Genomic DNA, 2,759 nt, shown 5'->3' with positions numbered 1-2,759 from the left:
TGGTGTCCTTCAGGTTGGTCTTGAACAACCCGACCCTACCGGAAAACACTGGTGACCACCGCTACCCTGCTACACCACGCCCTGGGACACGATCGGGGTCAAGTGCCACGTGCAAAGACCAACGGTGCGTGCGTCTCTGATCCGGCTGTCCTCTGTCGTCCGCATGACGCAACAAAAGCGGCCGTCGGGCTTCAGGACCCGGTGAACTTCGCAGAGGCACCGCTTCATGGCGTCGAGCGTCATATAGTACAGCACGCCGAAGGCAAGCACGCCATCGAAGCTCTCATCCGGGAACCCAGAAAGATCGTCTCCCGAGCGAACATGGGTTTGCACACTGGCACCTGATGCGTCTACCAGCTTGTCGAGCTCGCCGATTCCGACCTCGGAAATGTCGGTTGCGTCGACGTCACAGCCTTCTTGAGCAAAAAACAAGGCGTGCCGTCCGCTGCCACAGCCAAGATCGAGCATGCGCGGGGGTGGATTTGCATTCAGGTCGAAATTCCGAAATAGCCAGCGAACGACCTTTTCATGAGGGTATTTGGGACGGAAACGCGGAAGAGAATGCGCTTCATTCCAAAGTTCCCGAACACTGTTCATGACGTTTTCTCTATCGGCATATCGCTGGAATCCATCGAGAGGTATCTTTCGATTCGAGCGCCCCAGCGTAATTTGGCATGGAGAAGCGGCTTGGTATGTGAGGCTCCCATGTTGAACCAGTGCCGCCCTGTGCGAATTGCATGCGCCACCGCATACCACAAAACCGCCTGATTGACGCAAAGCCCACTCTGATCACGATTCCATCCGTGCAGATAGTGGAACGCATGTTCGCCATCAGCGAGGAGGATGACGCCGGATGCAAGATTGTCGCCGACGAAAGCCCCAAAGAATTTCACGTCCGGTTGCTCAAGGTTGAAGAGAGACGTGATAAATTCGAGGCGGGTCAGATAGGCCGAGCCGACGTTTGTCTGGGTACTCACGATAAGCTTATGCAGCGGCTTTATATCTTGCGCTCCAAGCTCGCGGCAGGTAACGCCGCTGGCTTGCGCCTTGCGGATGGCGGTCCTGACGTTGCCGGTCAGGATGCGCGAAAAGGTTTCTTCGACGTTGGCAGCTAACGGAATGACGGCAGTCTCAGCCTTGGGGAAGGCATTTTCACCATTATCCGTGCATATCGGCAGGGGCAGACCGACTGATCGGTAGAAATGGCCTTTGCCGGCTTTCTCCAGGTGATTTGCCAACTGTACCGCCGCAACTCCTTCCCGGTCGAGGCAGCGTGTATCGGAAAGCTCAACCGCACCACCATAACCTATTGCAGAGAAAGAAAACTTGTTATCCTTGTCGTAAAATATCGGTGCGATAAAATCTTTGCCATCAATGGAAAATTCCGCCAATTCCAACGTCATGGATAATTCTTCAGCTGCGCTGGCCATCCAACCTGGATGAAGAAATGGATGGCGTCGTCCGAAGGAATCGAGGCGTTCCAGCCACTCATTGGAAGATAAAAGAGCTATTTTCATATCATGGTTTCTTTGTCATTCCCGGCGCGTCGCATTTATTGGCATCTCTTCTCAGCGGGAACGAGCTATAGGCACCAGGCGAACAAACGAAGCGCTGGACGCCATCCATATTCGGTTTCCGTCTGAAGATGCAACTGCGACCGACGGCAGAAGTGTAGCTTCGGTTCAGCCAACAAAGGGGGCACCCGCAGCTCTGCCATGCGTGGTTGTGCAGTTCGCGGGACGGTCTACCACCTTGCGGGATTTAGCGACGAGGTCAACGGCGCTTGGGAGCAATGATGCTCCTCTAGGCTGAATCGTCATTCATCTCATCCAGAGCATGGCTGCTGCGAGATGAATAAAGCTCAGGAAGTGGATGGCCCTGCGGTCGTATCTGGTGGCGATGCGTCGGAAGTGCTTGAGCCTATTGAAGCATCGCTCGATGCAGTTACGGACCTTGTATGCGTCGAAGTCATAGGGGATGGGGCGCCTGCGTGTCGGATTGCAGGGGATGACAGCCTCAGCGCCAGCTTCGGCGATGACTTGCCTCAACTTATTGGAATCATAAGCTTTGTCAGCCAGAACCCGGCGGGCTTTGAGTCCTTCGAGCAACCCTGGTGCCTGTATGACATCGCCGCACTGTCCCGGCGTGAGGATGATCCGCAACGGCCGACCTTTGCCATCGGTGGCCATATGGATCTTGGTCGTCAGGCCTCCTCGGGAACGCCCCAGAGCCTGATCCCCCCTTTTTGCCCCCCGCCTTTGCCGGTGGCCGCTTGCTGATGAGCCCGAACCAGCGAGGAATCCAGAGCAATGTAGTCGTTGTCTGGATCCCGGATCAGATGGTCGAACACCTTCTCCCACACACCAGCCTTGGCCCAGCGGGTGAACCGCTTGTGGACGGTCTTGTACTTACCGTAGCGCTCGGGCAGGTCGTGCCAGTGCGCTCCCGAGCGCAGAACCCATAAAACAGCGTTGACGAACAATGGGTTATCCTGACCGCAGCGCCCAGGATCGCCGGGCTTGCCGGGCAACAGCTCACAGATGCGATCCCACTGAGACGCTGTCAGTTCGTAGCGCTTGGCCATGTCGGATCTCCAGATCAATCAATCTGGAGATCCAGGAATCACACATCACGTCGCATGTGGATCCTGAATGTCGATTGGTCCTAGGCGGTAAACTCATAAATTCGCTTGGCGGTTTTTGGCTGCCGTGATTCAAGGCTTCCGACTGAGGGAGCTCTGGATGACGCGCCGCCGTTAC

General features: G+C 55.9%; 2 protein-coding genes and 1 pseudogene. All 3 read right to left on the bottom strand.

The window, feature by feature from the left end; genetic code table 11:
* Positions 1-69: 69 nt before the first annotated feature.
* The 3 genes and pseudogenes from H512_RS25205 to H512_RS26730 all read right to left on the bottom strand — a co-directional run bounded on the left by H512_RS25205 (position 70) and on the right by H512_RS26730 (position 2,584).
* Positions 70-597, bottom strand: a complete 528-nt coding sequence (locus H512_RS25205) for a class I SAM-dependent methyltransferase (RefSeq protein WP_084798654.1) — start codon at positions 595-597, stop codon at positions 70-72.
* Positions 594-1,517 (bottom strand): GNAT family N-acetyltransferase, encoded by a 924-nt coding sequence (locus tag H512_RS26735; protein WP_084798653.1) that lies wholly within the window; start codon positions 1,515-1,517, stop codon positions 594-596. The genes H512_RS25205 and H512_RS26735 overlap by 4 nt, the downstream gene beginning before the upstream one ends.
* 303 nt (positions 1,518-1,820) lie before the next feature.
* Positions 1,821-2,584, bottom strand: a pseudogene (locus H512_RS26730) (IS5 family transposase).
* Between the last annotated feature and the right edge of the window lie 175 nt (positions 2,585-2,759).

It is taken from the genome of Pleomorphomonas koreensis DSM 23070 (assembly GCF_000425185.1).
Classification (GTDB): Bacteria; Pseudomonadota; Alphaproteobacteria; order Rhizobiales; family Pleomorphomonadaceae; genus Pleomorphomonas; species Pleomorphomonas koreensis.
The sequence above is the reverse complement of the archived record's forward strand: the minus strand, read 5'-3'. Positions and strand labels throughout refer to the sequence as shown.